The 24152-nt window shown below is 60.6% G+C and carries 20 protein-coding genes and 2 pseudogenes; 7 read left to right on the forward strand and 15 right to left on the reverse strand.

All coding sequences use genetic code 11. The features are described from left to right. Nucleotides 1-138: 138 nt before the first annotated feature. The 6 genes from CAI21_RS00005 (at nucleotide 139) to CAI21_RS00025 (ending at nucleotide 5506) form a co-directional block, all read left to right on the forward strand. Nucleotides 139-1128: a hypothetical protein gene (locus CAI21_RS00005; RefSeq protein ID WP_116300413.1), complete on the forward strand. Its 990-nt coding sequence runs from the start codon at nucleotides 139-141 to the stop codon at nucleotides 1126-1128. Nucleotides 1129-1253: 125 nt separating this feature from the next. Continuing rightward, on the forward strand, nucleotides 1254-2432 hold the full coding sequence (locus CAI21_RS00010) for a hypothetical protein (RefSeq protein WP_116300414.1): 1179 nt from the start codon (nucleotides 1254-1256) through the stop codon (nucleotides 2430-2432). Nucleotides 2433-2621: 189 nt separating this feature from the next. Continuing rightward, nucleotides 2622-3365, forward strand: a complete 744-nt coding sequence (locus CAI21_RS00015; RefSeq protein ID WP_309544927.1) for a YhdH/YhfP family quinone oxidoreductase — start codon at nucleotides 2622-2624, stop codon at nucleotides 3363-3365. After that, nucleotides 3362-3598, forward strand: a complete 237-nt coding sequence (locus CAI21_RS25410) for a hypothetical protein (protein ID WP_309544928.1) — start codon at nucleotides 3362-3364, stop codon at nucleotides 3596-3598. The genes CAI21_RS00015 and CAI21_RS25410 overlap by 4 nt, the downstream gene beginning before the upstream one ends. Before the next feature lie 255 nt (nucleotides 3599-3853). After that, on the forward strand, nucleotides 3854-4987 hold the full coding sequence (gene prpC, locus CAI21_RS00020) for a bifunctional 2-methylcitrate synthase/citrate synthase (RefSeq protein ID WP_116300415.1): 1134 nt from the start codon (nucleotides 3854-3856) through the stop codon (nucleotides 4985-4987). 153 nt (nucleotides 4988-5140) lie between these two features. Continuing rightward, the gene (locus CAI21_RS00025) at nucleotides 5141-5506 is read left to right on the forward strand and encodes a hypothetical protein (protein WP_181919191.1); all 366 of its coding nucleotides are present in this window, start codon (nucleotides 5141-5143) and stop codon (nucleotides 5504-5506) included. Between the two features lie 156 nt (nucleotides 5507-5662). On the opposite strand, the gene CAI21_RS00030 is transcribed toward CAI21_RS00025, so the two are convergent. The 11 genes and pseudogenes from CAI21_RS00030 to CAI21_RS25415 all read right to left on the reverse strand — a co-directional run bounded on the left by CAI21_RS00030 (nucleotide 5663) and on the right by CAI21_RS25415 (nucleotide 19194). Beyond that, nucleotides 5663-6145 (reverse strand): outer membrane beta-barrel protein, encoded by a 483-nt coding sequence (locus CAI21_RS00030; RefSeq protein WP_116300416.1) that lies wholly within the window; start codon nucleotides 6143-6145, stop codon nucleotides 5663-5665. Between the two features lie 180 nt (nucleotides 6146-6325). Then, a complete protein-coding gene (locus CAI21_RS00035; RefSeq protein ID WP_116300417.1) occupies nucleotides 6326-6799 on the reverse strand; it encodes an outer membrane beta-barrel protein in 474 nt (157 codons plus the stop codon). Nucleotides 6800-6996: 197 nt separating this feature from the next. Then, nucleotides 6997-9295: pseudogene (locus CAI21_RS00040) on the reverse strand (Tex family protein). A 76-nt stretch (nucleotides 9296-9371) separates the two neighbouring features. Then, complete coding sequence (locus CAI21_RS00045) at nucleotides 9372-9566, reverse strand: oxidoreductase-like domain-containing protein (protein WP_116300418.1); 195 nt, start codon at nucleotides 9564-9566, stop codon at nucleotides 9372-9374. 104 nt (nucleotides 9567-9670) lie between these two features. Next, nucleotides 9671-10516: an OmpA family protein gene (locus tag CAI21_RS00050; protein WP_116300419.1), complete on the reverse strand. Its 846-nt coding sequence runs from the start codon at nucleotides 10514-10516 to the stop codon at nucleotides 9671-9673. A gap of 199 nt (nucleotides 10517-10715) precedes the next feature. Further along, nucleotides 10716-11249 carry an alpha/beta fold hydrolase gene (locus CAI21_RS00055; RefSeq protein ID WP_116300420.1) on the reverse strand — a complete coding sequence of 178 codons (534 nt, stop codon included), beginning with the start codon at nucleotides 11247-11249 and terminating at the stop codon, nucleotides 10716-10718. 3 nt (nucleotides 11250-11252) lie between these two features. Next, a pseudogene (locus CAI21_RS00060) lies at nucleotides 11253-13995 on the reverse strand (cation-transporting P-type ATPase). A 331-nt stretch (nucleotides 13996-14326) separates the two neighbouring features. Next, complete coding sequence (locus CAI21_RS00065) at nucleotides 14327-15010, reverse strand: SPOR domain-containing protein (RefSeq protein WP_116300421.1); 684 nt, start codon at nucleotides 15008-15010, stop codon at nucleotides 14327-14329. Nucleotides 15011-15013: 3 nt separating this feature from the next. Continuing rightward, nucleotides 15014-16771: an arginine--tRNA ligase gene (gene argS, locus CAI21_RS00070; RefSeq protein WP_116300422.1), complete on the reverse strand. Its 1758-nt coding sequence runs from the start codon at nucleotides 16769-16771 to the stop codon at nucleotides 15014-15016. Nucleotides 16772-16975: 204 nt separating this feature from the next. Continuing rightward, nucleotides 16976-18541 carry a primosomal protein N' gene (locus CAI21_RS00075; protein ID WP_309544628.1) on the reverse strand — a complete coding sequence of 522 codons (1566 nt, stop codon included), beginning with the start codon at nucleotides 18539-18541 and terminating at the stop codon, nucleotides 16976-16978. Then, a complete protein-coding gene (locus CAI21_RS25415; RefSeq protein WP_309544623.1) occupies nucleotides 18508-19194 on the reverse strand; it encodes a primosomal protein N' family DNA-binding protein in 687 nt (228 codons plus the stop codon). Before CAI21_RS25415 ends, CAI21_RS00075 begins: the two co-directional genes overlap by 34 nt. 458 nt (nucleotides 19195-19652) lie before the next feature. Here CAI21_RS25415 and CAI21_RS00080 point away from each other — a divergent pair, with 458 nt between their 5' ends. Further along, the gene (locus CAI21_RS00080) at nucleotides 19653-20255 is read left to right on the forward strand and encodes a DNA-J related domain-containing protein (RefSeq protein ID WP_404840840.1); all 603 of its coding nucleotides are present in this window, start codon (nucleotides 19653-19655) and stop codon (nucleotides 20253-20255) included. A gap of 8 nt (nucleotides 20256-20263) precedes the next feature. Here CAI21_RS00080 and CAI21_RS00085 read toward each other — a convergent pair whose 3' ends face one another. The 4 genes from CAI21_RS00085 to CAI21_RS00100 form a co-directional block, all read right to left on the reverse strand. After that, nucleotides 20264-20827 (reverse strand): TIGR02444 family protein, encoded by a 564-nt coding sequence (locus CAI21_RS00085; protein WP_116300423.1) that lies wholly within the window; start codon nucleotides 20825-20827, stop codon nucleotides 20264-20266. Nucleotides 20828-20968: 141 nt separating this feature from the next. Then, entirely contained in the window at nucleotides 20969-22384 is a 1416-nt protein-coding gene (locus tag CAI21_RS00090) for an NAD(P)(+) transhydrogenase (Re/Si-specific) subunit beta (protein ID WP_116300424.1), read from the reverse strand. Next, nucleotides 22381-22677 carry an NAD(P) transhydrogenase subunit alpha part 2 gene (locus tag CAI21_RS00095; RefSeq protein WP_116300425.1) on the reverse strand — a complete coding sequence of 99 codons (297 nt, stop codon included), beginning with the start codon at nucleotides 22675-22677 and terminating at the stop codon, nucleotides 22381-22383. Before CAI21_RS00095 ends, CAI21_RS00090 begins: the two co-directional genes overlap by 4 nt. Then, nucleotides 22677-23810, reverse strand: a complete 1134-nt coding sequence (locus CAI21_RS00100; protein ID WP_116300426.1) for a Re/Si-specific NAD(P)(+) transhydrogenase subunit alpha — start codon at nucleotides 23808-23810, stop codon at nucleotides 22677-22679. The genes CAI21_RS00095 and CAI21_RS00100 overlap by 1 nt, the downstream gene beginning before the upstream one ends. Nucleotides 23811-24152 lie beyond the last annotated feature (342 nt).

Genomic DNA, 24152 nt, shown 5'->3' on the forward strand with positions numbered 1-24152 from the left:
GAGGTGCGGGTGCGGGCGGAGAGCGAGGCGGGGCAGGCGGAATCGGAGCCGGTGGCGGTGGTGCCGGCGCCGCTGTACCTCGATACCGGCCCGACGGGCAGCCGATGAGCTCTGACGTGTTATGGGATAGGATGGGGGATGAGTATGAGTTTTAAGGAGCGACTGGAGTCGTGGCGGCGCAAATTAGATCCGCTGATTCAACTGCGGTTTCCCGATTGGGAGGTTCTGCGGGCGCCCACGCCGGGGCTGAGGCCGATGCCGGGCAAGAGCCGGGCGGCCAATAGTCGCGAGCTGACGGGGCGAACGTCGGTGGACTGGCAGAATGGGATGTTCGACTGCGACGGACGCTATCTCTTGTGGTCAACGACACCGCTTTTTTTGACCAACAAGGCCAGCTTCATCCTCGTTGGGAGGATGATATGGTGGGTCTTCCTAGTGTTCGCGGGAATTATCCTGTCAGCTTCGTCTGGGGCAGATTGGGATTGGGCGCTAGGCGCTGCCTTCGTCGGTGTGGGTTTGTTCGGCATCAGTCTATTCATCCGCTTTTGCCTGTCGCCTGGGGTTGAGAAGGTGGCGATTTTCGACCGCGAGACGGGGTTGGTTTACCTGCCGCTGCGGTACCGCTGCGGGCCGATGGTGTGCCGGTTCGAGGACATCAAGGCCTATTATTTCGCCACGCCCACCTTAGCGTTGCATTACTCGGGCGGTATCGACCTGATGCCGGAGGTGTTGCCGCCGGGGGCGCCGCGTCGGGGCTTTCTGCTCGGAATGCAGTCACACAGCGTCGGCTACGGCACGGGGACGCCCGATTCCTGGTGGAGTGTTGTGCATCGGTTCATGACCAGCCCCGAGGCCGAGCCTTGGCACGCGCATCCGGAATGGGCGCTGCGGGTGGAGGCGTACCGCCGGTTGGGGCTGACCATCCCGGAGCTGTACCCCGAAGGGTTAACGCCGCCCTTTGTATGGGGCTGCGCGTTTGGCTATGGAGGCTGGCCCGAACACGTGGAAGAGCACTTCGCGCGCCAGGGTCGAGCGCTGCCGTCGGATTGGCCGCTTGCGTATATCGGCTCGGAAGGTGAGGAAGTACGCCAGCTGAATGGCAGCCTCATGGTCAAGAAAGCCTCCTAACGGCTGCTGACTGCGTGCCGGCTGTTTGTGTTCAGACGCCCACCGTGCCTTTGTCAAGGCCGGTGGGTTTTGTCGTTGTGCCGCCGTAAGCACGACGCGAGACGGAGCGCCTGACCAACCCTTGGGTGATCGCCAGCCTCGTCCTGGTCACGGTGGCCGCCGCCGTCTGGGCCTACTTTGCCAAGAACGACGAGACCGAGCGTTGGCTACGCTTCTCGCCCTGGGGCAAAGCCTGGGACTGGCAGCGGACGTGGTGCCGGCGCCGCTGTACCTCGACTTGGCCGGCCGTTGAAGTCGCCATGGGAGAAAAGAAGGACAACGCTATGAGCTTGAGTGAGCGCCTACAAATGTGGCGTCGAAAGTTATTTCCGCTGATTCAATTGTCATTTCCGGATTGGCGCACGCTCAAGGCGCCGACACCGGGCCTCCGGCCGCTGCCCAAGAACCGGATGCCTACGAGCCGCCAGCTCACGGGCCGCTTCCGGGGCGAATGGCAGAATGGGATGTTCGACTGCGACGGGCGCTATTTGTTGTGGACAGTAGAGACGCCGCGGTTTTGGACCAACAAGCCCAGCCTGATCGATATGGCGCTAATGTTGTCTATGAGCGCTTTTTTTATCTCGGGGGTGATACTTCTTGTGGGAGATTGGGTGTCGGCGTTAGTAGGTGCTTGTATCGCGTTAGGCTTATTCGGCATCAGCCTGTTCATCCGCTTTGGCCTGTCGCCGGCGACGGGAGAGGTGGCGATCTTTGATCGCAAGACGGGGTTGGTTTACCTGCCGTTGCCGCACCGCTGCGGGCCGATGGTGTGCCGGTTCAAGGACTTAAAGGCCTACTACGTGACGACCGTGACGCTGGCGCTGCGCTCCTCCGGTGGGATCGAACTGATTCCGGAGGTGTTACCGCCGGAGGCGCCGTGGAGCGGATTTCGGATCGGGATGGATTCTTACGGCGTGGGCTACGACACACTGATGGCCGACCCGTGGTGGAGCATCGTGCATCGGTTCATGACCAGTCCCGAGGCCGCACCCTGGCGCGAGCATCCGGACTGGGCGCGGCGGGTGGAGGCCTACCGCCGCTTGGGCTTGACCATTCCCGAGCTGTACCCGGCGGGTTTAACGCGTCCTTTTATTTTCGGGATTGCTTTCGATGAAGAAAGTTGGAGCGAGCAGGTGGAAGAATACTTTGCGCGCCAGGGGCGGCCGCTGCCGTCGGATTGGCCGGAAGGCTATGTTAGCGCGGAAGGGTTAGCTCGGCGGTTTGCGTACCAAGCGATCCGACCGACCGCGTCCAAGGCTTCCTGAGGCTAGGTTTATTCTGCAACGGCTGTTTGTGTTCAGACGCCCACCGTGCCTTTGCCAAGGCCGGTGGGCTTTGTTGTTGTGTCGCCGTAAGCGCTACTTTGCGGAGAACTCTGCCGCGCGTTGAGTTTGAGCGCCCGCTTCGGCATACGATAGACTGCCTGCTAAACCCACCGCGAGGGCTGCAAAACGATGAATAACTTTAAAGCTTTACGTGTGCATGAGGATGGAGCGCGTCTGGAAACGCTGGGCTTGGAGGAGCTCGATGCCGGCGAGGTGGTTATTAAGGCGGCTTATTCCGGTATCAATTATAAAGACGCCTTGGCGGTTACGGGTAAAGGGAAGATTCTGCGCCGTTTTCCCATGATTCCGGGTATCGATGTTGCGGGCGAGGTGGTCGAGTCCGGCGACGATCGGTTCAGCATTGGGGAACGGGTGCTGGTTACCGGTTGCGGTTTGGGCGAGAACCACGATGGCGGATTCGCCGAGTATGTGCGGGTGCCGGTGGATTGGATGGTCGCTATTCCCTCGGGGCTTAGCGAACGGGAAGCGATGGCTTTAGGCACCGCCGGTTTTACGGCAACGATGGCCTTGGTGCGGATGGAGGATAACGGCTCTAACCCGAGCCAAGGGCCGATCTTGATAAACGGCGCTAGCGGCGGCGTGGGCAGCTTGGCGATAGATATCTTCTCTAAGGCCGGTTACAGCGTGACCGCCTTAACGGGTAAGGCGGAGCAGGCAGAGCGTTTGCGTCGGCTCGGCGCCGACGAGGTGCTGCTGACGAGCGAGCTGGAGTTTGGCACGCGCCCGTTGGAACGGGCCCAGTGGGCCGGTGCGGTGGACAGCGTTGGCGGCGATTTTCTCGCTTGGCTGACGCGTACCGTGCAGCCGTGGGGCAATATTGCGGCTATCGGTTTGGCCGGGGGCATGCTTTGAATACCACGGTGATGCCCTTTATTCTGCGCGGCGTCAGCCTCCTGGGGGTGAACTCGGTGGAGTGTGCGTACGACTTGCGGCAGCGTATCTGGCAGCGCTTGGAGACCGAGCTTAAACCCCGGCATTTAGATACCGTGGTGCGCGGCGAGGTCGATCTGGCAGGTATCGCCGAAACGTGCGAGGCCTTGTTGGCACGTCAGGTAAGCGGCCGCACCTTGGTGCGTTTTTCTTAAGGAAACATAGCCTTATTCTTTTGTCGGCGTCGCCCGCGAAGGCCGAACCCAATGCGTTTTACTCGCTGGGTTCGGCGGTTTTCCTTAATTTCAATATAAACCCTGCCATACAAGCCCCATTTCTGGTTACGGATGGCGCGCCCTCGCCTGAGCGGGCGAGCTAGCTGTCGGCTATTGCCGAAGCCGTGCGGCTCGGTTGCGCGCCACGTGGGCCGACTCTTGGTGCAAGAGTCCACGTCTGAGAGGAGCAGACCCATGGCAAAGGGAAAGCAGCAACTGAGCGGCGCCGGTTTACGTGGCCAAACGGCCGGTGCGACGGCGCTGTGTACGGTAGGTAAGGCGGGTACCGGACTCACGTATCGCGGTTATGACATCAGAGATCTGGCGGAGCAGGTAAGTTTCGAAGAAGTCGCTTATCTGCTCCTGAAAGGCGAGCTGCCGACCGCCGAGGCGTTGGATGCCTACCGGGTTCGGCTGGCCGGTTTGCGCGATTTACCGGCGGCACTAAGAGAAGTGCTGGAGCGTATACCTGCTTCGGCCCACCCGATGGATGTCATGCGGACCGGTTGTTCGTTTCTAGGCACCTTGGAGACCGAGCGGGATTTCTCCCAGCAAGAAGCGGTAGCCGATCGCTTGTTGGCGATTTTTCCCTCCATCATCACTTACTGGTACCGCTTCTCGCATGATGGCCAGCGGATCGATTGTACGACTCAGGCCGAGTCTCTGGGCGAGCATTTCCTTACTTGTTTGCACGGCAAGCGGCCGGACCCGTTGCATGCCACGGTGATGAACGTTTCGCTGATTCTATACGCGGAGCACGAGTTTAACGCTTCCACCTTTACCGCCCGCGTGTGCGCTTCTACCTTGTCGGATATGCACTCTTGTATTACCGGGGCGATCGGCTCGTTGCGCGGCCCTTTGCACGGCGGTGCCAACGAGGCGGCGATGGAAATGCTGGAGCGTTGGGAAACGGCCGATCAGGCCGAGCGCGAGTTGCTGGCCAGGTTGGAGAGGAAAGAAAAGATTATGGGGTTCGGACATGCGATTTACCGGGAGTTCGACCCCCGCAACAGCGTGATCAAAGACTGGGCCAAGCGTTTGGCCGACAATGTCGGAGACACGACTTTGTACGCCGTGGCCGAGCGCGTCGAGGCGGTGATGCAGCGGGAGAAACGGCTGTTCGCTAATGCCGACTTTTATCATGCACCGGCGTATCACTTCATGGGGATTCCCACTAAGCTTTTTACTCCGCTGTTCGTCATGGCGCGCACCAGCGGTTGGGCGGCACATGTGATGGAGCAGCGCGACAATAACCGCATTATTCGCCCCAGTGCCGATTATATCGGCCCGGAATTACGGCCGGTGCCCCCTGTCGAGGCGCGTGGCTAAGGCGTTTGTCGGCTGTTGCGATGAGGCGGCGCGTGTCCTCGAAGGGGGCGTTCTCGCTTTACTTGTCGGCCGAACCACTACCCCCAATATCGGATACTCAGAAGCCTCTGATGAGGTTTTGCTACATGAAGCCAAGCCGCCAAGGAGGAAGGCATGGAGGCACCGACAACGACTGGCCGCATTACTCAACGGCATCGGCATGCGACTGAGCAGATTCGGCGTGAGCTGGAATACCGCTTAACTTACTTCGCGGAGCATCCGGATCGGATCGACGACCGGCTGGCAGAACTCGATTCGGAGTGGGACATCGAGCGGTCGTTGATGGCTAACGCCAGTACGCTGGCGCTTGTCGGTACCGCGCTCGCGTTGCTCGGGCGCCGCCGGTATCTGTTGCTTTCGGTGTTGGTCAGTGCTTTTTGTTGCAGCACGCGGTGCAGGGCTGGTGTCCGCCGTTGCCGCTACTGCGCCGTTTGGGCGTTCGGGCACAGTATGAGATCGAACTGGAGCGTTATGCGTTGAAGGTGTTGCGTGGCGATTTCGATAAAGCAAAGGATGAGCGCAAGAAGCCGGAAGCGACGTTGGATTTGTTAGGCGGTCGTTCTGCCGCTCATGAGGAAAGGGGCGCCGGAAAGGCGAGGCGAAGCTAAGCCGCCTCGCCTTTCTGCTCGGCGCGTATTAGAAGTGAAAGATGAGATTGGCTTGCAGCGAGTTGATGTTGTCGCGGATAACGTACTCGCCCCGCAGTTCCAGTTCGCGGTTAATGGCGTAACCGAGCCCGGCCCCGACCATCAGGCCGTCGTCGTCGCCAAGATCCAGACCGGCCCGACCGATGAGGTCCAGCTCGGGCGTTAGGCCGTAGGTGAAAACCGCCGTGGTCCATAGCCCTTTGAAGGATGTGCTACCGGGTACGCCGCTGGGCGACATATTGCCGGTGTCCATATAGCCGACTTCGACGGCGAGTTCGACCGGGTGTAAGTCCACCATGTCCAGCTTGTAGCCGCCCAGGAACTGGAAGCCGGTGCCGTCGTCGAGGTTCGAGGCGGAATTGTGACTGATGCCCCCGCCAATATACGCGTTACTGGGGTCGAAGCCTTGTGCTATTGCCGGGCTGCCGGCGATAGCGAGCGAAAGGCCTAGTGCGGATGCGATTCTCTTCATGTTTATCTTCCTCAGTCCTAAGGCCGTCGCGTCTTCGCCTGTGAGATGTCGTCAGGCGAAAGTCTCGCGACTTAAAACGCAATAGTTTGTTGCATCGGTTAGGCGCAGTTTGGGCGGGAAAAGGCTGCGCGTTTTGTTACACGCGGCCGTGGGCCGGGCGACCGGCCCACGGCGAGCGGGTTAGAAGTGAACGACGAAGTTGGCTTGTAGCGAGTCGGTTTCGTCGCGCACGACGTATTCGCCGCGGATTTCAAAGGCGACGTTGACCCGGTAGCCGGCGCCGATGCCGAACATCAAGCCGTCGTCGTCGCCGAAGTCGGCACCGAGCCTACCGAGAATGCCGAATTCGGGCGTGACGGGGTAGCGGGCGACGCCGGTCAGCCACAGGCCGTCGGCATTGGTTTCCTGCCCGTTGCTTTCGAAATCGCCGCTATCGGCATAGCCGAGTTCTACGCTGAGGTCGACCAGCCCGGTCTCTACCGGCAGGTTATAGCCGCCGAAGAACTGAAAGCCGGTGGCGTCGTCCCAGCCGCTGAGCTGATTGCGGGTGATCCCGCCGCCGGCGTAGAAGTCGGTCATTTGTACGGCGAGCGCCGTTGCCGGCGTGCTGAGGGCGGCGCAGGTCAGTAAGGCGGCCAACGATTTCTTCTTCATGTGTGTACCCCTGTTGTTGTAGAGGATGGCATCCTTGAGGCGGCGCGGTCGACGGCCTTAACAGGCCGCCGCGCCCGCTAGCAAAGCGGGCGCGGCGCGCTACCTATCGGATACTTGGACCGTGATCCGGCCCGGAAGTTGCGGATGCAGCTGAAGCGCTTGATCGCTACCGGGCTTGGGGGCGCCGAGGCGCTGCTTCAACCTTTCTTAAGACGTGCGAAGGCTTCGGCCATCGCGCCCATGGGGGCCGCTTCCGCTGGTTTGGGCTGACGGTTGCCGCCGCCGCGGGGGCGCGATTCGCGTTGTCCGCCGCGGCCGCCGGCTTCGCCGGCGCTTTTCTGGAGCTTGCGGCTTAAGCCGATTCGGCGCCGCTTGAGGTCGATTTCCATTACCCGTACTTTGACGACATCGCCGGATTTGACGACTTCGTGCGGGTCTTTGACGAAACGATCGGCCAGCTCGGAGATGTGGACTAGTCCGTCTTGATGGACGCCGATGTCGACGAAAGCACCGAAGTTGGTGACGTTGGTGACCACGCCTTCCAGAATCATCCCGGGCTCTAAGTCTTGCAGCGTCTCGACGCCCTCGCGGAACTCGGCCGTTTTAAAGTCCGGTCGCGGATCGCGGCCGGGTTTTCCAGCTCGGAGAGGATGTCTCGAACGGTGGGCAGGCCGAAACGGTCGTCGGTGTAGTCGGCCGCATTCACGCTTTGTACGAACTGCCCATTGCCGATGACTTGTTCGATGCGTTTGCCGGACTGTTCTAAGATCCGCTCGACGACGGGATAGGCTTCAGGGTGTACGGCCGATGCGTCCAGCGGTTGTTCGCCATCGCGAATGCGCAGAAAGCCCGCGGCTTGCTCGAAGGTTTTCTCGCCAAAGCGGCTGACGTTCTTGAGGGCGTCGCGGCTGCGGAAGGGGCCGTGTTGATCGCGGTGCGCGACCAGGCGTTCCGCTAAGGTGCCGGTCAACCCCGAGACGCGGGCCAGCAGCGGTGCGGAGGCGGTATTCACGTCCACCCCGACGGCATTAACGCAGTCCTCCACGACGGCATCGAGGCTGCGGGCCAATTGGGTTTGGCTCACGTCGTGTTGATACTGGCCGACGCCGATCGATTTCGGCTCGATTTTGACCAGTTCCGCCAACGGGTCTTGCAATCGGCGTGCAATGGATACGGCGCCCCGTAAGGAGACGTCGAGCTTGGGAAACTCCTGCGCCGCCAGCTCGGATGCCGAGTAGACCGAAGCGCCGGCTTCCGAGACCATGATTTTCTTCAGTTGCAGTTGCGGCGCTTTGCTCATGACTTCGGCCACCAGGCGCTCGGTTTCCCGCGATGCGGTGCCGTTGCCGATGGCGACCAATGCAACGCCGTGCTTTTGCGCTAGCGCGGCGATGGTGGCGAGGCTTTGGTCCCACTGGTTTTGCGGCTGGTGGGGGTAGATCGTTGCCGTCTCCAGCAATTTGCCGGTAGGGTCGACGACGGCGATTTTGCAACCGGTGCGCACGCCGGGGTCTATCCCCATCACGGTGTGCGCGCCTGCCGGTGCCGCCAGCAACAAGTCTTTTAGGTTGCGGGCGAATACCTGAATCGCTTCGGCTTCGGCCGCTTCGCGCAATTGCATCATGAGGTCGGTGTCGAGCCGCATGAGTATTTTTACCGCCCAGGTGTGGCGGACCAGATCCCGTAACCAGCGATCGCCGGCCGGCCGGCGTCGCGAATACCGAAGTGTTCCGCAACCATGGCCTCGCAGGGGTGGGCGCCGCCTTCCGGGGTGGGAACGTCGAGTTTGAGCCTGACGACCCGCTCTTTACGGGCGCGCAGCAGGGCCAAAGCACGGTGCGAGGGAATGCGTTTGATGGGTTCGGCATACTCGAAGTAGTCCGAGAACTTGGCGCCGGCTTCTTCTTGGCCTTTGACGACTTCCGATTCGAGCACGCCGTTGTTCCACAAGAAGTCGCGTAAGCGGCCGATCAGCTCCGGGTCTTCGGCGAATTCCTCTGCCAATATCGCCCGCGCGCCCTCTAGGGCGGCCGCGGCGTCGTCGATACCGGCTTCCGGGTTTAGGTATTCGCTTGCCCGTACGGTCGGGTCTTGGCTGGGGTCGCTCATGAGCGCGCGTGCCAGCGGCTCCAGGCCGGCTTCGCGCGCGATCTGGCCTTTCGTGCGGCGTTTTTGCTTGTACGGTAGGTACAGATCTTCCAGCCGCTGTTTGGTATCGGCCGCGTTGATGGCTTGCGCAAGCTCTTTGGTGAGTTTGCCCTGTTCTTCGATTTGGGCGAGCACGACTTCGCGCCGCTCTTCCAGTTCGCGGAGGTAGACGAGCCGTTTCTCCAGCTCGCGCAGTTGGGTGTCGTCCAGCCCGCCGGTGACTTCTTTCCGGTAGCGCGCGATGAAGGGTACCGTCGCGCCTTCGTCCAGCAGGCGTACGGCGGCAGCGACTTGAATGTCTTTGACCCCGAGTTCTCGGGCGATGGTGTCTGTGATCGATCCGCTCATGTTGCTCGTTCTGGTCCTGGGCTAACAGGCCGCCGCTGACGGCGGCTAGGCGCGCCGTCAGCGGCGGGGTGAATGTTCATTTGTCCGTTGAGGCGTCTAGGGCTTGTTGGTGGCGGGCACGCAGCTCGGCGCAGCGCTCCCCCCATTCGGCCAGCTCTTCCTCGTAGAGATCGTACACGCAGGGTATGCAGCCGCTGCCGCAGCATTCGTCAGGCTCCGGGCGGCGCGGTTGAGGTGGCAATTCCAGCGTTGGGATATCGGTATTTCGCATGGGCGTAAAAATACCTCATTCCCTGGGGGCGACGCTATCCGTGTGTCGACAAAATGCTTATTACCTAGGTTTTGTTTGTGAGGTGTCGGCATGGGGTGCGGTGCTTACTCGTCGCGCTGGCGGGCTGCTTGCGGCTCGGGCGGGTGGTCTTCGTTAATCGCTACGATGGCTTCCACCCGGCGGTTCTGTGCGCGGCCGGCATCGGTGTCGTTAGTGGCTATCGGCCGTTCTTCGCCGATACCGACCGCCTGTATCCGCTCCGGCTCTATGCCTTCCTCGATGAGGGCGGCGCGTACCGCTTGGGCTCGGCGTTCCGACAGCCGCAGGTTGTAGCTGGCGGCACCGATGCTATCGGTGTGGCCTTCGATGCGCACCGTTTGCTCCGGATGTGCCTCTAAGTAGCGCGCTAGCCGGTTTATCGAGGGCAGCGATTCGGATTTTAATGCCGCGCTGTCGAAGCCGAATTGAACTTCATCCAACGTTAATATCAAGCCACGTGCGGTGCGCCGGGGTTGCATCGACGCGAGCTGTGCCTGGGTGCTGTCAACCTGTTCAAGTGCTGCGTCGGTTTCGCTGCGGAAGCGAGCGATCTCTTGGTCGCGCTCGCCTACGCGGGCGTCCGTGAAGCGGTTGCGGGTTGCTTCGCGGTCTTCCCGTGCTGTCGCGTGGGCCGCTTCCATCAGCGCGATCTGCGCGTACTGCTGGGCCAGTTGCGCCAACTCCGCCGCTCGGTTTAAACGGCGGCCTTCCGCTGCCTGTTGGGCTTTGTGCAACTGCTGCTTGGCCTCATTCAGAGCAACCGGCGCGTACTGCGCGACCGCGCTATCGCCTTCGGCTTGCGAAACGAGCAGGCGGGCTTTGGCAAGTTCGTCGCCTTGTGGCGTTTGGGTCGCACAGCCCATTAGAGCCGTCACAAGCAGTAGGGACATGCACCAACGTCCTATTGCCATAGGGCTGTCTCCTGTAACGACGGGACTGTTACGAATGCCCGATAGAGCTGTCTGTCTGGGTAAAGGTTCGGTCCCGATGGCACTGTTTCAAGATGTTACTGATGAAGCCGTCAATCGGCACCGAGCGCTTCTCCTGCGGCGTACGCGTCGACGGGCCGGGAGAGCCGTTGTCCCGGCACTCGTCTGATGCGTGGGAAGGCTATGAGCTGTTGCTAGCGGATAGCCGTTGTTGCGTTGCAACCTCGACCTCGGCCAGAAACAGGCCGAAGAGCCGTTCCAATAGCGGTAGCTGTTCGACCAAGGTGTGCTCGCCGGGTATGAGGTGAAGGCGTGCTTGGTGGTTACGGGCAAAGCGGATGGAGTGCTCCACGGGAATAACGTCGTCGTCCCAGCCGTGGACGGCCTCGATTAGGCCGTCATGAGCTTGCGGCTCCGACTCGTAGCCCGGCATGTAGAATGCCGGGGCAATGAGAAACAGGCCGTTCGGGCGCAACTGGCCGGCGGCCTGGGCGGATACGTAGCCGCCCATGCTGGAGCCCACCAGTACTAAGCAATCGGCCTGCGGTTTGAGGTCGAGTAGCTGTTGTACCCGCGCTTGCGGATCGAACGTATGAGAGTAGTCGGGACTCTCGATCATAAAGCCGTGCGCTTGGGCGACGCGGGCCAAGGCCTGAATTTTTCGCCCCCAAGGGCCGCTTTCCTTGCCGTGTGCGAAGTAGACGCGTTTTAGCATTGTTCACACTCCAATAGTCGACGGCCGCTTGCCACGGTAGCGACGCAAGACGGCTTTTTCCAACTCGACCAGTAAGAAAACCGAGATGCCGTAGAGCAGGATGTAGGACCAGGTTTGCAGGCTGAGTCCGGTGGTGCCGAACAGGGCTTGCAACGGTCCTGCGTAGGTAAAGGCCATCTGCAACACTAGTAGGATTCCGATGGCGATGAGCACCGCGCGACTACCCAGTAGGCCTTCTCGGCTGAAAACCGATTCCAGAATATAGCGGCTATTGAGTAGGTAAAACACTTGGCCTGCGACTAAGGTATTAATCGCTGCGGTCCGGGCAAGTTCGATATCGGCGCCGCTTTGCTCTAGCCAGAGGAAGTGGCCGAACGCGCCCGTTACGAGCAACACGGAGACGAATGCGACGCGCCAGATCAGGAAGCCCGATAGCAGCGGTGTCCCCGGTTTACGGGGTGGGCGCGACATAAGCCCCGGCTCGGTCGGCTCGAACGCCAGCGCTAGCGCCAAGGTCACGGCGGTTACCATGTTGACCCAGAGAACCTGTACCGGGGTTAGCGGCAGCGTCAGGCCCAGCATAATGGCGGCGACAATGGTGAAGGCCTGAGCGGCATTGGTGGGCAGAATGAAAAGGATAGCTTTGGTCAGATTGTCATAGACCGTACGCCCTTCCTCGACCGCATGTGCAATCGAGGCGAAGTTGTCGTCCGCCAGTACCATCTCGGAAGCTTCTTTGGCGGCTTCGGTGCCTTTGACGCCCATGGCAATACCGACATCGGCGCGCTTTAAGGCCGGCGCATCGTTGACGCCGTCTCCGGTCATGGCCACGACCTCGCCTTCCTTTTGCAAGGCTTGCACAAGCCTTAGCTTATGTTCCGGGCTGGTTCGGGCAAATACGTCGACATCGCGGGCGGCGGTGCGTAAGGCCTCGTCGTCCATGTTTTCGAGGTCTTGGCCGGTCAGGTAATGCTCGTTGTCGCCGATGCCGAGGACGCTGCCGACCGCTTTGGCGGTGATGCCGTGATCGCCGGTGATCATCTTCACGCGGATGCCGGCGGAATGGCATTCGGTCACCGATTGAATCGCTTCTTCGCGGGCCGGGTCGATGATGCCGAATACCGCAAGCAGCACCATGCCGTCTTCCAAGTCGCTAAAATTCAACCCTGTTTGTTCCGCATCGGTTTGCTTGTAGGCAATCGCGAGTACGCGCTGCCCTCGCTCGGCAAGCGCGTTGAGGTCGCGTTCCCAGCAGTTGTGGTCGATGGGGGCCTCGCCGTTGACGGTCCGTTGCGCGGTGCACATCGCGAGTACGCGTTCGGGGGCACCTTTGAGGAATACATAACCGTGACCGTCGTGGTTATGGTGTAAGGTGGCCATGAACTTATGTTCGGATTCGAAGGGGATACGTCGGTCCGGACGTAGCGCTCGCGTTCCAGGCGTAGATCGAGCCCGCCTTTGAGGGCCGCCGTCATCAAGGCGCCCTCGGTGGGGTCGCCTTCCATATGCCAGGTATCGCCCTTCTTATAAACTTCCGCTTCGTTACAAAGCAGTGCGCCCCGCAGCGCCCACTCCAGTATGGGGTGATCGCGCTCCGGAATCAGATCTTTGCCATCCAAGACGAAGCCGCCTTCCGGGGCGTAGCCGATACCGGTGACCTCGAAGATGTGATCGCAGGTGCTGACGCTCTGGACCGTCATTTCGTTGCGGGTCAAGGTGCCCGTTTTGTCGGAACAAATCACCGTAACCGAGCCGAGCGTTTCCACGGCCGGTAAGCGCCGGATGATGGCGTTACGATTGGCCATGCGTTGAACGCCGATGGCTAGAGTGATGGTCATGATGGCCGGCAGGCCTTCCGGGATCGCTGCGACCGCAAGGCTGATGGCGGCCATGAACATTTCGGTAATGTCGTAATCGCGGAGCGTGAGGCCGAAAAAGAAGGTGAGGGTGGCCAAGACTGCGATGGCAACGCTTAGCCAACGTCCGAACTGGGCCATTTGCCGTAGCAGCGGGGTGGTTAATTTTTCCACGTCGGCCAACATGCTGCTGATTCGGCCGATTTCTGTGTCGGCGCCGGTAGCGACCACGACCCCGGTGCCGCGACCGTAGGTCACGATGGTGCTGGAGAAGGCCATGGAGCTGCGGTCGCCTAAATTGCTGTCGGCGGCTACGGCGGCGGTCTCTTTCTCTACCGGCACGGATTCTCCGGTGAGAACGGCTTCTTCGATGCGTAGGTTTTTGGTTTCGACATGCCTTAGGTCGGCTGGTACGCGGTCTCCCGCTTGCAAGAAGACAATGTCGCCCGGTACCAGGTGCTCGGCGTCGATGGCGCGCCGTTGCCCGTCGCGCAAGACGACCGCTTTCGGCGACAGCATATTGCGTATGGCATCCAGTGCCTGCTCGGCTTTGCCTTCCTGAATGTAGCCGATGATCGAGTTAATCAGCACAACGCCGAGGATGACGCCGGTGTCGACCCATTCCCCGAGCAGGGCGGTCGCGGCGGCGGCAACCAAAAGTACGTAAATTAAAACGTTGTGAAATTGGAGTAGAAAGCGCTTCAACGGGCCGGTTTTTTTTCGGCGGCGATGATATTCGGCCCATACTCTTTCAGCCGGCGCGTGGCTTCTTCGCTCGTGAGGCCCTGTTTGAGGTCGACCTCGAGGTTTTTCAGGGCGTGTTCGCTGCTCAGGCTATGCCAAGCCTGTGTCTTCTGCTTCGCTTGGGCTTCTTTTTGAGGTGTTGCCATGCCGATAAACTCGCAATTTCCGGACGCTGAGTGGATGCTTCCTGCGGCTGAGTGCAGCTGTCGGGGCTATAGAAAGCTATTGATAAAAGCTGTGGCGGTATCTTGGCAGCCCTTCTTCTTGGTATATACCATTGTGCAGGTGCAGCACAAGTTGATGTTCATCAAACCGCTGCTTGATAAGAGCTTGCTTAAAATGCTTGGCGGATGGCCTATCCTATGCCGAACAAGAAGCCGTTATTCAAGATGGGGCGAAGGGTTGTTGGAGGCAAGGGGGCCGACCCGGTCAACCGTGTGTGGCTGTTGTCGGGTCGGCGGTAGGGCTTTCGCTTGCTTATCTAACGCGAAGCAGAATGGCGTCGATGCCGTTGTTCTCCAGACGGTCGCGGGTTCGGTTCAGTTCGCTGCTTTCGCTAAACGGACCGATGCGTACCCGGTGCCATGTTTCGTCATCGCGTATGACAACCGTCTGAATCTGCGCTTCGATGCCTAATAGCGCCACTTGCGCTTTGAGGCGATCGGCATCGCCGTGATTCTGAAACGAGCCGACTTGCAGTACATAGCGGGCGTCCGGCACCGGTTGTTGGCTCGGTTGCGGCCGGGAGGGCTCGCTCGGCGCTGGCGTAGGCACCGGCGCCGTTGTCGGCGGCGGCGTGGGGCGCGGAGTCGGTGCCGGAGCAGGCGGCTCCTGACGCAGGCGGCGTTGTTCCTCTTCGGGAACCACCACCTCCATTTCCGGCAGTAGCCTATAAAACTCAAAGCGAGGCCGGCTGTCTTGCTCCGGCTGCGGGGCCTTTGCCGTTTCTTCCGCCGGGGCGGAAGGCACCGGCTGGTCGCCCGGCATAACGACTTGTACGTTACCGCGATGGTGTAGGTGTATTGCCAAGGCTACCGCTAGGCCAATGCCTAAGCCAATGAGTAACTGGCCCCACCCCGGCCCGGAAACGCTACCCGTATTACGCTTAGGCGTAGCGCCGCGTTTTGTTGTTCCGCCGCGCTTTTTATAATCCCGTGCCACGATTTACATCGCCTCCGGCGCCGATACGCCGAGTATTGCCAGTCCGTTTGCGAGTACTTGTCGCGTTGCCGCGATCAGGTTCAAGCGTGCGTTACGCAGCGCCTCGTCGTCAACGATGAAAGTGTGTGCGTTGTAATAAGTGTGAAACGCGTTAGCCACCTCTCGGAGGTAGTGGGCTAACTGATGCGGTTCGTGTGCCTGTGCTGCCGTTTCGATGACTTCGGGATAGCGTGCCAACGCCGTAAGCAGCATTTGCTCGTGGTCCTCGGTTAGCCGTTCGATAGCCTGCGCACCGCGCGCGGGATCGTGCGCAAGGCCTTTTTCTGCCAGCTGCCGGTAGACGCTGCAAATTCGGGCGTGAGCGTACTGTAGGTAGTAGACGGGGTTGTCGGACGATTGCGACTTGGCCAGCTCCAGGTCGAAATCAAGGTGTTGCTCGGGCCGCCGCATGACGTAAAAGAAGCGGGCCGCGTCTTTGCCTACTTCGTCCCGCAGTTCGCGCAGGGTGACGAACTTGCCCGAGCGCGTCGACATCTGCATCCGTTCGCTACCCCGGTAAAGGATCGCGAATTGTACTAAACGAACCTCTAGCTGTTCCGGGTTGTGCTCGAATGCCTGTAAAGCCGCTTTCACTCGCGGCACATAGCCGTGGTGATCGGCGCCCCAGACGTCGATGGCGAGGTCGAAACCGCGTTCCAGTTTGTTTAGATGATAGGCGATGTCGGAGGCAAAATAGGTGATTTGCCCGTTATCGCGACGGACCACGCGGTCTTTTTCGTCGCCGAAGTCGCTGGAGCGGAACCATAGCGCGCCGTCCTTTTCATAGACGTGGCCGCTGCTCTCCAGGCGTGCCAGGGCCCGTTCGACGGCGCCGGATTCCGTTAACGAGCGCTCCGAGAACCATTCGTCGTAGCCGACGCCGAACTCATGCAAGTCGTCGCGGATGTCGGCTAGGATGGCTTCGGTGCCGGCGGTGTGGATGTCGCGGTAGCCGGCGCCGAGGAGTTCCTGGGCGCGTAGGATGAGGGCGTCGATATGGGCCTCTTTGTCGCCGCCCTGTTCGGCATCGGCGGGTAGCTCCGCCATGACCTTCTCGGCGGCGATGCGGAAACGCTCGCCTTCTTTCCGCTGTAGTTCGGCGGCGATGTCTTTTACATACTCGCCCCTATAGCCGTTGTCCGGAAAGCGGATGGCTTCGCCGAGCGCTTCCAGATACCGCAGCCAGATGCTGGTGGCCAAAATGTCCATTTGGCGCCCGGCGTCGTTGACGTAGTATTCGCGGTGAACGTCGTAGCCCGCCGCGCTTAGGAGACTACAGAGCGCGCCGCCGAATGCCGCACCGCGGCCATGGCCGACATGGAGCGGGCCGGTCGGGTTGGCGGAAACGAATTCGACGAGTAGGCGTTGGCCGGCACCGATGGTGCTGCGCCCATAGTCTTCGCCGGCGTCGAGAATATCCTGTACGACCGAAAAACCGGCCTTGGGGTCGATGAAGAAATTGATGAAGCCCGGTCCGGCAATGTCCACTCGTACGACTTTATCGGACTCCGGCAGTGCCGCTACCAGCTGCTCGGCGATTTGCCGCGGTGGGCGTTTGGCCTGTTTCGTCAAAAGCATCGCCGTGTTGGCAGCAAAATCGCCGTGGCTTTTGTCGCGCGTTCGCTCGATCTGAATATCGACCGAGGCCTCTGCAGGCAGAGTGCCGTCTTCCTGCAGTCGCTGTACGGCTTGTTCCAATAGCTGCGCGAGATGCTTTTTCATAAGGCTTAAAGTTCCCTGCGGGTGGGCTTGAAGAGCGCCTTATTATCGCGTCTCGGGGAGCGGTTTCAAGCGCTACGCGATCTTGCTGCGACACAAGGTGAAACAATTTCGCCTGCACCTGCGCTATCGCCGGCGTAACGGCGCCGCAAACGGGCAAGTCGGGGAGTATGCCGCCCCAGCTTTAGCTTCGTTCCGCAGCGCCTGTTATAGCGTCTCCATCGGGTCGACATCCAATGACCACCTAACCTTACGGGCGGTGGGCAGGTTACCGAGCTGAGGGACCCAGCGCGCAAGTAGCTGGTGTAGCGCGAGTCGCTCGGGCGCTTGTACCAGCAGTTGGGCGCGAAAGCGTCCGGCCCGCCGCTCCATGGGCGCGGGCAGCGGCCCAAGCAGATTAACGCCGGCGGGCGTTAATGTATCCGCCAGTTGGCGGGCGGCGGCGAGGAAGTTCATGGGCGGTCCGGCGTCAACCGCTTCGGCGCGCAGCAGGGCCATCGCGACGTAGGGCGGTAAACCCGCGGCCTGGCGTTGCGCTAGATCCTCGGCTGCGAAGCGCGGATACCCCTCTTGCAATAGCGTTTGCAGCAAGGGGTGTTCGGGGTGATGGGTCTGAATAACCACTTCGCCGGGGCGGGAGGCGCGCCCTGCCCTGCCGGCCACTTGAATGATTTGTTGTGCCAAGCGCTCCGGTGCGCGGAAATCGGCGCCGAATAGGCCTTGGTCGGCGTCGATGATGCCGACCAAGGTAACGTCGGGCAGGTGGTGGCCTTTGGCTAACATTTGGGTGCCTAGCAGTAGGCGGTATTGCCCTTGGCGGGCCCGTTCGAGTAGATCGCTCATGGCGCCCTTGCGGCGCGTGCTATCGCGGTCGATACGGACCAGTTCGACATCGGGGAAACGCTCGCGGAGCACTTCCTCTACGCGTTCGGTGCCTTGGCCTAGCGGACGGAGGTCGACACAGCCGCAGTCCGGGCAGTGGCGATGGGTCGGGCGTTCGTGGCCGCAATGGTGGCAGCGTAGCCGTCCGGCCCGTTGATGCAGCGTTAGCCTGGCATCGCAGCGGGGGCAATCGGCAATCCAGCCGCATTCGTGACACAGCAGCGTGGGCGCGAAACCGCGGCGGTTTAGGAACAGTAAGACCTGGCCTTGTTCGTCTAAGTGACGGCGTACATCGGCCAGCAGCGGCTCGGATAGGCCGCCGTCGAGGGGGCGGCTACGAATATCGAGCAGCCGAAAACTCGGCGGGCGGGCGCCGCCGGCCCGTTTCGGCAAGCGGAGATGGCGATAGCGACCGCGCTGGGCGTTGTAGAGCGTTTCCAGCGATGGCGTGGCGGAGCCGAGAATTAACGGTATATCGAGCCGGTTCGCGCGGACGACGGCAAGGTCGCGGGCGTTATAGCGAAAGCCGTCCTGTTGCTTGAAGGACGGGTCGTGCTCCTCGTCGATAATGATAACGCCAGGGCGGGCAAGCGGCGTGAAGACGGCCGAGCGGGTGCCGATGATGATGCGGGCGATGCCTTCGCGGGCAGCCAGCCAAGCGTCGAGTCGCTCGCGGTTGGAAAGGCCGGAGTGGAATACGGCGATCGGCACCGCAAAGCGGGCGGCAAAGCGTTCGACCAATTGCGGTGTCAGGCCGATTTCGGGAACCAGTACGAGGACTTGGCGCTCGGCGCTGAGTACGCGCTCGATCGTCGAAAGATAGACTTCCGTCTTGCCGCTGCCCGTGACGCCGTCGACTAAAAAGCAGCTAAATCCTGTGCCGTTGGCGATGGTGTCGCAAGCGGCCTGTTGGGCCTCGTTGAGTGGTGGCGGCGTCTGCTCGGATTGGGGGGGTAAAGCAAGCGGTAGTCGGCTTGCCGGTGCTCCTCGACCCAACCGCGTTGTTGTAAAGCCGCCATGGGCTTGCGCCAGTTTTTCTCCCGCTGGTTCAGGGCGCTGTCGGAGAGGCCTTGCGGGTACTGCCGCAGGTGTTCAAGGAGCCGTTGCTGCGCCTTTGCCCGGCCGCCTAAGGTGTCGTTGTCGACTAGTCGACCGGCGGCGGTCAAGCTGAACAGGCCGGTCGTTTGCGGAGCAGCCGCTTCGCCTTGCCGTAAGGCCGCGGGTAAGGCGTTACTGAAAACCTCGCCAAGCGGGTGGTGATAATAGCGACCCGCCCAGAGGCATAGGCGAACGATTTCTTCGGGTAGCACCGGGTTCCGGTCGAGCGCGGTTTCTATCGGCTTGAGTTTGGCGTAGTCGACTTGAGCCGTCTCGCCATGGCCTGTGACGACACCGACGACTGTGCGCCGTCCGAAAGGCACTTTTACCCGCATGCCGGGCTCGGGCAGAAACGCCTCCTGCCAAAGATAGTCGAAGTGCTGGTGTAACGGCGAAGGCACCGCGACGTGTACGACCAGCCCCGTACCTGGCGGCCTCAGTAGCATGGCGTATGGCTCCGTGTTCCGTGCGGGCAGGCGAGCGCGGCGCGGAAACTTGGCACTTGCGATGGGCAATCGACGAGGCGTAAAAGAACTACTGGCTGAGTCAAGCTGCTAGACCTTGGGGCGGCACCCCTAAATAACAAGGATATGTGTCACACTTTAAGTGAAAGTTCATCACAAAGCGGTAACTATGTGACAGGCCAATAAAAACTTCCCTTATCCACATTTTCTGTGGATAAGTCTGTGGATGAACTTCGAGTAAGTACCGTAAACCGGCGTCGCTACGGGCCTTTCGTTAAATTGGTTATAAAGTCATCACTCCGTAATAAGACAGTAAAAACAATATCTTAAGGTTTATTCGGCGAAGCCTCCAGGTGTGCATAACATGTTGCGAATGCCGGGGGTTGACTTCGCGAGCGCTGTGTATAAGCACCTTGTTGGCTTGTTATCGGGCCTTCGCTATGGCCTATAATCCGCCTATGTCCGAGTATAATCATCTTTACGCTTCGGCGTTGCAAAACGCTGTCCTCGATGTGTTGCACCGGCATCCGCAGGGTATCAGCGAATTCGAACTCATTAGAAGCTTAGAAGATGTCGAGGCGATCGGGATCGAGCAGAATTCGTTACGCGACCCGCTGAGCCTGTTTCGCACGCATTTTATTTTATTCCACTATCTTTACCGTCTCCGCGAAAGGCTGCGGCGCGAGGGGCAAGACCTGGACATTCATTGCTTGCGAATTGCCCTAAAACCCTACCGCACAGCGGAAGCGGGAGCACTGGACGCCTATGACTCGCTCGCGGCGTATTATCTGGATCTGGCAAACCTTGAGTCGGTCGACGCAGAAGATGTCGAAGCGCTGTTAGCGGCATTCTGGCGGCGTTTTCGCGGCCGGGATCAACGCGCCCAGGCCTTAGCCGTCTTAGGCCTGCAAGACCCGGTTGCGGCGGCGGAGATCAAGCAACAGTACCGCCGCTTGGTCATGCGTCACCACCCGGATCGAGGGGGGGAGAAGGAGACCTTGCAGGCGCTGAACGAAGCGATGGCCGTGCTTGAAATCCGTTGATCCGCGCGTTATTGCCCTACGGCCCAGACGTTTTCGATCTCGCCGTAGAGGTCGGCGTAATTCGCCTGCGGGCATATGGCGTGGATGATCCGCGCCAGCGCGTCGAGTGCTTCCGGTTCCGGTCGCGGGCAGCTTTTGCGCGTCAGTAAGGAGGCGTTGACGGCCGCATCGCGCCAGCGTTCGGGTTCGGCGGAGGCGGGGTCGGTGGCCGTGAAGTCTTCCAAAAATAAGCGCTGTTCCAGCCGCTCGGCATCGAGCTCGGCGTCGACGAGCTGGCGTCGTAGCGCGTGGGTGGCCTCTTCGGCGCCTGCCGGCGGTTGTTGCCGTAATTGGCGACGTACCGCCCGGATCGGCTCGATGACGTCTCGGTGCCATTCGACCGAACGCCGTATTGTCGTTTCCAGATCGGTAGCGCCAAGCCGGCCATAGCCTTGTATGCCGGTCCAGATGGAGCCGAGTAGTAAGCTCACGCTGAGCCCGTAACGGGCTTGCACGTTTAAGCAGGTGCTTTTTACCGTTTCGTCTTCGTAAACCGCTACGGCGAATTCCCACAGTTTGTCGGCTTCGTCCATTGGCTTCGTCCTTTGCTGGAACCTATGGCAGCGGCGGCCCCGCCGAAAGCGCTCAGTTTACACTGCAACGGTGGCTTGGAAAAAAGTTCGCGCATAAAAAAGCCGCCCCGTGGGGCGGCTTCTGTCGCGTCTCTGCCCTGATTACAGGGTTTTGACGGTTTGGATGAGTTTGCTGACCACTTCCTGGGCGTCGCCGAACAGCATCCGGGTCTTGTCGTCGAAGAACAGACCGTTCTCGACGCCGGAGAAGCCGGTTCCGCGACCGCGTTTGATGACCAGGATGTTTTCCGACTCGTCCACATTGAGGATCGGCATGCCGAAGATCGGGCTGTTCGGATCCTTGCGGGCGGCCGGGTTGACCACGTCGTTGGCGCCGATGACCAGGGATACCGTCGTCTTCGGGAAGTCGGAGTTGATGTCTTCCATGTCGAAGATCTTGTCGTACGGTACGCCGGCTTCGGCAAGCAGTACGTTCATGTGGCCAGGCATACGGCCGGCAACCGGATGGATGGCGAACTTAACGCGCACGCCACGCTCTTCCAGCAGTTCCACCAGTTCCCAGACCTTGTGCTGAGCCTGCGCTACCGCCATACCGTATCCGGGCACGATAACCACTTGCTCGGAGTAGGCCATGGTGATGCCGGCATCTTCCGGTTGCTGCTCCTTCATCTCGCCTTCCGGACCGGCTTCTGCGCCGCCGGCGGAAGCGGCACCGAAGGCGCCGAACATGACGTTGCTGATTGGCCGATTCATGGCTTTTGCCATCAATTGGGTCAGCAGCATGCCGGCCGCACCGACCACCGTGCCTGCAATAATCAGGGCCGGAATGTCGAGCACGTAGCCTTTGAAGCCGACTGCCAAGCCGGTGAGGGCGTTGAACAGCGAGATGATGACGGGCATGTCGGCGCCGCCGATCGGCACCGTCATGAATACGCCGAGCAACAAGGCCAGGGCGAAGAACAGTACCACCAGGGTCATGCTGCCGCTGAAGTAAGCAGCGATACCGGCAGCGATGGTGCCGACGAACACGGCGATGTAGACCAGATGCTGCATCGGCAGGAACTGCGAGCGCTTCATGCGGCCGTCGAGTTTCGCCCAGGCGATCAACGAGCCGGAGAAGGCCACGGTGCCGATCAGGCCGCCGAGCAGCGCGAGGCTGGCTTTGGCTGCGCCCATTTCGGTGGCGATGCTGCCTTCGCCCGCGGCGGACACCGCGAACTGGGCCTGGATCAGGTAAACGGCGGCGATCGCGGCGGCGGAGCCGCCGCCCATGCCGTTATACAGTGCCACCATCTGCGGCATGTCGGTCATGGCTACGCGTTTGCCGGACCACCAAGCAACTGCGCCACCGACGACGATGGCGATGACGATCAGCGTGTAGTTGCCGAAACCGGTTACGGTCGGGTACAGGAACGTGACCAGCGTCGCCAGGATCATGGCGTAACCGGCCCAAACGATGCCCTGGCGCGCGGTAACCGGCGAACTCATGCCTTTCAGGCCGAGGATGAACACCACGGCGGCGATGAAGTAGCTCGCTTGAACGAGGGTATAAGTCATGCTTTAGCCCCCTCTTTCTTACTGCTCTTGAACATCTCAAGCATGCGTTCGGTAACGACGTAGCCGCCTACCGCATTGCCTGCACCCAACAGTACGGCAATAAAGCCGATGAGCTGCTCGATGGGCGTGTTCGCTTCCCCAAGGGCGACCATGGCACCCACGACAACAATGCCGTGAATGAAGTTGGAGCCCGACATCAAGGGGGTGTGGAGGATTACCGGCACCCGCGAGATTACTTCGTAACCCGCTACCGCCGACAGCATGAAGATATACAGTGGGATGAAGCCTTCCATTAGGACTTGCCTCCTTCCAGACGCGACCGGGTCGGTTCGTGCTTGACCTCGCCGTCATGGGTCAGGCAGCTGTCCTTGATTACCTGGTCTTCCCAGTTGAGGTTCAGCTCGCCCTCTTGCACCAGCAACGTGAGCAGGTTGTAGAGGTTGCGGGCGTACATTTCGCTGGCGTGTACGGCGACCGAGCTCGGTACGTTGCGGGGCCCATAGACGATAACCCCTTGATGATCGACCTCTTCGCCCGGTTTGGTGACTTCGCAGTTACCGCCGGTTTCGGCGGCCAGATCGATGATAACGGCACCGCGCTTCATGCGCTCGACGGTGGCTTTATCGATGATCTTGGGCGCTGCCCGTCCCGGGATCGCGGCGGTGGTGATGACCGCGTCGGAGTTCGCGATATGGTCGGCCAAGACTTTGGCTTGCTGCGCTTGCTCTTCTTTGGTGAGCTCGCGCGCATAGCCGCCTTCGCCTTCGGCTTTTACGCCGGTGTCGACGAACTTGGCGCCCAGCGATTCGCATTGCTCTTTGGTTGCCGAGCGAACGTCATAGGCTTCGACAATCGCACCTAAACGGCGCGCCGTCGCGATCGCTTGCAAACCGGCTACGCCCGCACCGATAACCAGCACTTTGGCCGGCCGGACGGTGCCTGCCGCCGTCGTGAGCATCGGGAAAAAACGACCCGTTAACGTGGCAGCCAACAGGACGGCTTTGTAGCCTGCGATGGAGGCTTGGCTGGACAGCGCATCGATGGACTGAGCGCGGGAGATACGCGGTACCAGTTCCATGGAGAAGCTGGAGATCTTCCGCTCGCACAGTTTCTTGATGCGGTCGTCGCCCTCGTGCGGGGCGAGGAAACCGAGGAGTACGGTACCTTCCTTCAGCTTGCCGGCTTCTTCCACGCTCGGCGGTTGCACCTTCATGGTTACATCCGCCTGGGCATAGAGTTGATCAGCGGAGTCTACGATGGTTACGCCTTCGTAGTCGGCATCGTCGAATCCGCTTTCGATACCCGCGCCTTTCTCCATCAAGACCTCGACCCCGAGCTTTCCGAGCTGGCGGAGCACGCCCGGTACCAGGGCTACCCGACGCTCGCCGGGAGCGGTCTCTTTAGGCACGCCTACACGTATTGCCATTGTTAATGTCCCCCCGTTGTTAAACGGTGTTATAGGCGGCCGCGGCAAAAGCGGCCAGTTTGGCGGCGTGGCCTTGCTTCCTCGCTCGGCCAACGGCAGTCGCCGCCGTTTCACGGTTGGGCTAAAACCAGGCGCGACGCCCGATTTTACCGCCGGGAAAAAAACGCGGACGGAATATCCGGCCGCGGAGCCGAATCATACTATAGGATCTAGTTCTCGTTTTGAAGCGGCGATTATGAGGAAGAATGTACTAGGGAAGGCATTGTCACGAATTGGTAATTTATGTGGTTTACAACTATTTATGAAGTAAGACGGTTGTTGCTGAAGGGTTCCGAGGGCTGA

It is taken from the genome of Alkalilimnicola ehrlichii (assembly GCF_003399765.1).
Classification (GTDB): domain Bacteria; phylum Pseudomonadota; class Gammaproteobacteria; order Nitrococcales; family AK92; genus AK92.